The sequence below is a fragment of the Luteitalea sp. genome, from assembly GCF_044337415.1.
Taxonomy (GTDB): Bacteria; Acidobacteriota; Vicinamibacteria; order Vicinamibacterales; family Vicinamibacteraceae; genus Luteitalea.
In genome coordinates this window covers 1-4,465 of record NZ_JBIINP010000279.1, presented here as the reverse complement: position 1 = coordinate 4,465, position 4,465 = coordinate 1, and the positions used below count along the sequence as shown (strand labels likewise).

At 69.7% G+C, this 4,465-nt stretch carries 6 protein-coding genes, 1 tRNA gene and 1 pseudogene; 5 read left to right on the top strand and 3 right to left on the bottom strand.

Going from position 1 to position 4,465, the window contains the following annotated elements; all coding sequences use genetic code 11:
• Positions 1–563: pseudogene (locus tag ACIRDX_RS20865) on the bottom strand (hypothetical protein); the annotation flags it as partial.
• A gap of 206 nt (positions 564–769) precedes the next feature.
• Between ACIRDX_RS20865 and tadA the strand changes: the two are divergent.
• Positions 770–1,264: a tRNA adenosine(34) deaminase TadA gene (gene tadA, locus ACIRDX_RS20860; RefSeq protein WP_396627363.1), complete on the top strand. Its 495-nt coding sequence runs from the start codon at positions 770–772 to the stop codon at positions 1,262–1,264.
• Positions 1,265–1,270: 6 nt separating this feature from the next.
• Here tadA and ACIRDX_RS20855 read toward each other — a convergent pair whose 3' ends face one another.
• Positions 1,271–1,942: a GNAT family N-acetyltransferase gene (locus tag ACIRDX_RS20855; protein ID WP_396627362.1), complete on the bottom strand. Its 672-nt coding sequence runs from the start codon at positions 1,940–1,942 to the stop codon at positions 1,271–1,273.
• Positions 1,939–2,130, bottom strand: coding sequence for a hypothetical protein (locus tag ACIRDX_RS20850; protein ID WP_396627361.1), 192 nt, complete (start codon positions 2,128–2,130; stop codon positions 1,939–1,941). Before ACIRDX_RS20850 ends, ACIRDX_RS20855 begins: the two co-directional genes overlap by 4 nt.
• Before the next feature lie 3 nt (positions 2,131–2,133).
• On the opposite strand from ACIRDX_RS20850, the gene ACIRDX_RS20845 reads away from it, so the two are divergent.
• From ACIRDX_RS20845 to ACIRDX_RS20830, 4 genes are all read left to right on the top strand, one after another.
• Positions 2,134–3,387, top strand: a complete 1,254-nt coding sequence (locus tag ACIRDX_RS20845) for a mandelate racemase/muconate lactonizing enzyme family protein (protein ID WP_396627360.1) — start codon at positions 2,134–2,136, stop codon at positions 3,385–3,387.
• A gap of 44 nt (positions 3,388–3,431) precedes the next feature.
• Entirely contained in the window at positions 3,432–3,665 is a 234-nt protein-coding gene (locus ACIRDX_RS20840; RefSeq protein ID WP_396627359.1) for a hypothetical protein, read from the top strand.
• On the top strand, positions 3,649–4,173 hold the full coding sequence (locus ACIRDX_RS20835; RefSeq protein ID WP_396627358.1) for a hypothetical protein: 525 nt from the start codon (positions 3,649–3,651) through the stop codon (positions 4,171–4,173). The genes ACIRDX_RS20840 and ACIRDX_RS20835 overlap by 17 nt, the downstream gene beginning before the upstream one ends.
• 106 nt (positions 4,174–4,279) lie before the next feature.
• Positions 4,280–4,370: transfer RNA gene (locus ACIRDX_RS20830), tRNA-Ser, on the top strand.
• Positions 4,371–4,465: the final 95 nt, after the last annotated feature.

Below are 4,465 nucleotides of genomic sequence, written 5' to 3'. Positions count from 1 at the left end.
TCCGTGAAGCCGATCAACGCCGTCAGCAGGTTGTTGAAGTCGTGCGCCAACCCGCCGGCGAGGCGCCCGATGGCCTCCATCGTCTCCGCTTGCCTGACCAGCGCGCCATCCACGCCCGGCATGCGGCCAGAGGCATCCACGTGCGCCACGGCGGCGCCGATGACCGTCGACGAGGTGATGGGGTGGACCAGAACCTCGAACCAGCGCTGATCGGTCGGGGTGAAGCACGGGTAGAAGTGGGCGAAGCGCGACAGGCGCGCATCGAGCACGCCCCTGATGCCGTTGCGCACCGTGTTGGCGTCCGCCGTGTCGGCGCCGGTCGCGGCGTCGCACACGTCCAGGTAGTTCATCCCCACACCCGCCGCGGGGTCGTTGAACGATTGGCAGACACCGAAATGTCGCCATCGGGTATTGGCGGCGACGATGGTGCCGTTGGCATCGAGGAGCACGGCATGACCGGGCAGCGCCTCGACGAGCGATGCCGCGACCGCCTCCATGGCTGGCGCGGCCCCGAAGTCCGGGGAGAGTCCCGTGCGTGCTGGCGAGCGACCTGAAGGTTCCACGCGGCCTCCGAACACGACCCGACGGGCCCTGCGGCGCATGCGCGGCGGAACCCGTGCCGGGAGGGGGCAGCCCCGTTTCTAACACGGCGGCCAAGGGGTTCCAATAGGTAGACCTCTCTTCGGAAGGTACTTCCTTCCCATGGAAATCCCTGGAGCTCTTCCGTAGGCCGGCTGGAGGCGGGACGCCTGCGGCACAATGGCTGCCGATGGTCGAGCCACCGGGTGCATTGATCACCGACGAGGCCTGCATGCGCGAGGCGCTTCGCCTGGCGGCCATGGCCGCAGACCTCGGCGAGGTGCCGGTCGGTGCCGTCGTCGCGCTCGACGGCACCATCGTCGGGCGCGGGTACAACCGCCCGATCAGCGGCGTGGACCCGACGGCGCACGCGGAGATCGTCGCCGTGCGCCAAGCCGCGGCGTATCTCGGCAACTACCGCCTGACAGGTGCCCACCTCTACGTGACGGTGGAGCCCTGCACGATGTGCGCGGGTGCGCTGGTGCACGCGCGCATCGCGAGGCTCGTGTTCGGCACACGCGAGCCGCGGGCGGGCGCGGTGGTGTCGACGGCACAGGTGCTGGCGTCGCCGCAGTTCAACCACCGCGTGGATGTGGTCGAGGGGATGCTGGCGGGCGAGGCCCAGCGCCTCATGCAGGACTTCTTCAGGGAACGCCGAGCGCCGACGCCGAACGCCGAACGCTGAACGCCGTCAGCGCAATTCTTCGAGTCGCCGCTTCTGCTGGCCCTGGGCGTCGAAGTTGTCGGGCGCGAGCCACTGCTGGTACGCCGATCTCAGCGCCGGCCATTCCGAGTCGACGATCGAGAACCACACCGTGTCGCGGTTCTGGCCCTTGGCCACCATGTGCTGGCGGAAGATCCCCTCGAAGGTGAAGCCGAAGCGCGCCGCGGCGTGACGCGACGGCTCGTTGCGGTGATGGCACTTCCACTCGAGGCGGCGATAGCCGAGGTCCGTGAACACGTGATCGGCCATCAGAAACAACGCCTCGGTCGCCACGCGTGTCCGGGCGATGGCCGGGCCCCACAGGATGTGGCCAACCTCGATCACGCCATGGGGCGCGTCGATGCGCATCAGCGCCTGACGTCCTTCCGCGCGTCCCGTGGCCCTGTCGATGACCGCAAAGAACAGCGGGTCGTCGGTACTGACGGCCGTCTCCATCCAGGTCCGGAACGCGCGTGCGTCGGCTGGCGGGGCGTCGAAGAGGTACGCGAAGCGCGCCTCGGCGCCGGGCTCGAGCGCCGAGGCAAACAACTGCGCCTCGTGCCGTTCGATCGCCAGCGGTTCGAGTCGTGCGTAGCGCCCGTCCAGCACGGTTCGCTGCGGGCGCGGCGCGCCGCTCCAGTGAGTCAGGTCCGATGTCACGTCGTCATCATCGCCGGTGCGACCCCGGTGACGAATGCCCTTGCTGAAATGTCGCCAGCCTCGAAGATATTTGTCGCGGCAATCTGCCGTTGCTCAGGCACGGTGTACTGAGCTACCGTCACGCCGCAGCCAGGCGCGTGTTCGGCGCGCGCGTTCGGGACCTGCACAGGGTCGGGAGCGGAGGACACGCAATGTCGCATACCCGTCGGAGCTTCCTGCAGCGGTCGGCCGTCGGCACGGCGGCACTGGTATGGTCCGGGCCACGCGCCACCGCAGCGCAGGCCGGGGCGCCGTCATCGGCGTCGCTGCCGCCGTTCGGGTCGGCGCCGCGATTCGACCTGCACGCCGTCTCGCGCGCGCCGGTCCGCATCGAGCGCATCGAGGCCCTGCGCCACGACGGCCACGTGTTCATCCGCACGGTGTCGACCGACGGCGCCGAGGGCGTGTGCCTCACCAACGAGCGCGACTACCTCATCCCGCTGATGAAGGACCGGCTCGTGCCGTTCTTCGTCGGCAAGGACGCGCGCGACCTCGAGACGCTCGTCGACGTCGTTTATCGGCGGCACCAGTCCAACTACAAGCTCGCGGGACTCGCGTTCTTCAACCCACTCGGCTGGATCGAAATCAGCCTGCTCGACATGCTCGGCCGCATCGCCGGCAAGCCGATCGCCGAACTACTCGGCGGCATCCGCCGCCGCGAGTTCCCGGTGTACCTGTCGAGCACGCAGCGCGACATCACGCCCGAGCGGGAGGCCGCACGCTTCCAGGCCCGCATGGCCGAGACCGGCGCGCGGGCCGTGAAGTTCAAGGTCGGCGGGCGGATGAGCCGCAATGCCGACGAGTCGCCCGGGCGCACCGAGCGCATCGTCCCTCACCTGCGCAAGGCGCTCGGCGACGACGTGACGATGTACGTGGATGCCAACGGGTCGTACGACGTGGCGCGGGGCATCGAGGTTGGCCGGCTCTGCCAGGCGCACGGCGTGGCGATCTATGAAGAGCCGTGTCCGTTCGACGAGTACGAAGACACACGGCAGGTGGCCGACGCGCTCGACCTGATCGTGGCGGGCGGCGAGCAGGACTCGTCGCTGGCGCGCTTCGCGGCCATCGCGCGGACGCGCACGCTCGACCTGTTGCAGCCCGACCTGATGTACAACGGCGGCCTGCTGCGGGCGCTCGAGGTGGCCCGCTATGCCGAGCGGCATGGCCTGAAGGGCATCGCCCCGCACAATCCCAAGACGGGCGCAGGGCAGGCCCACTTCCTGCAGTTCGCCGCGTGCGTGCCCAATCTGTTCGGCTTCCAGGAGTACCACGTGAGCCAGCCGGAGGCGGAGCCGTGGTCGAGCGAGCGCTTCGCGGTGAGGAATGGCAAGCTGACGCTTCCGGATGGCCCTGGCCTCGGCGTCACGTTCGACCCCGACATGCTGAAGAAGGCCGAGCGCCTCTGACGCGGCCCGGGGAGCGCCTGAAGGGCTGGTCCTATACTGTCGGCATGGCCTCGGTTGCCGACGATCTCCGCGACGACACTCGCGCGCGCGTGCTGGCGATGCCGGTCTCCGAGCGCATCGCGCTGAGCCTGGCCCTGGGCGACGAGGACGTCGAGCGGTACGCGGAGCACGCGGGTCTCCCGAGCGACGTGGCGCGTCGTGAGCTGCAGCGTCGGCACGCGGCGGGGCGTCGCCCGTCACGGTCGGCGTTGGGTGAATCGGATGACGCTGCTCGATGACGTCTGCGGCCTCCTGTCGGCTCTCGACATCCCGCACGCCCTCATCGGTGCGGCGGCGCTGGCCGCACGTGGCATCGCCAGGTCGACGTTCGACATCGACCTGCTGACGACCGATCGGCGCGTGCTCGAACAGCCACTCTGGGCCGATCTCGTGCGGGCGGGCGTGTCCGTCGACGTGCGGCGCGGCGACGCCGACGACCCGCTGGCCGGGGTGGTGAGAATCAGCGCTCCCGGTCAGCGCCCCGTCGATCTCGTCGTGGGTCGATACGCGTGGCAGGCGCGCGCGGTGGAACGCGCCGATACCGCTCGGATCGGGCCGCCGGTGGTGACGACGGTGGACCTGATCCTCCTCAAGCTGTACGCCGGCGGCGCGCAGGACCTGTGGGATGTGCGGGAACTGCTTCGCGCCTCGGAGGCGCAACCGCTCGTCGACGCCGTCGAGGGTGAGCTGGTCGCGCTGCCCGGGGCGATGCGGGCCGCCTGGGATGCTTTCCGCGCGTCGGACTGACACGCGCGCGCCGGCGGCCTTCGGGAGGTCCCGCTGTTCCGGCCCGCCCCAGACCGCAGGTGACCCCGAGCCCTCGTGCGTGATAAACTTCAGAGTCTTGCCGCGCGGAGAGGTACCGAAGCGGTCATAACGGGGGCGCCTCGAAAGCGTCTAGACGGGAAACCGTCACGTGGGTTCGAATCCCACCCTCTCCGCCAACTCCTTCCCTTCGGTCAGTCGTTGTCGTCGAGGCTGTGTTCAGGCCAGCCGCGGCATCGCTGCGCGACGCCGCGAGCTGGCTCGAATCCCACCC

Excerpts from the sequence above, each read along its gene's own strand:
- tadA (WP_396627363.1), top strand. The coding sequence starts at position 770 with ATGGTCGAGCCACCGGGTGCATTGATCACCGACGAGGCCTGCATGCGC.
- ACIRDX_RS20845 (WP_396627360.1), top strand. The coding sequence starts at position 2,134 with ATGTCGCATACCCGTCGGAGCTTCCTGCAGCGGTCGGCCGTCGGCACG.
- ACIRDX_RS20840 (WP_396627359.1), top strand. The coding sequence starts at position 3,432 with ATGGCCTCGGTTGCCGACGATCTCCGCGACGACACTCGCGCGCGCGTG.
- ACIRDX_RS20835 (WP_396627358.1), top strand. The coding sequence starts at position 3,649 with ATGACGCTGCTCGATGACGTCTGCGGCCTCCTGTCGGCTCTCGACATC.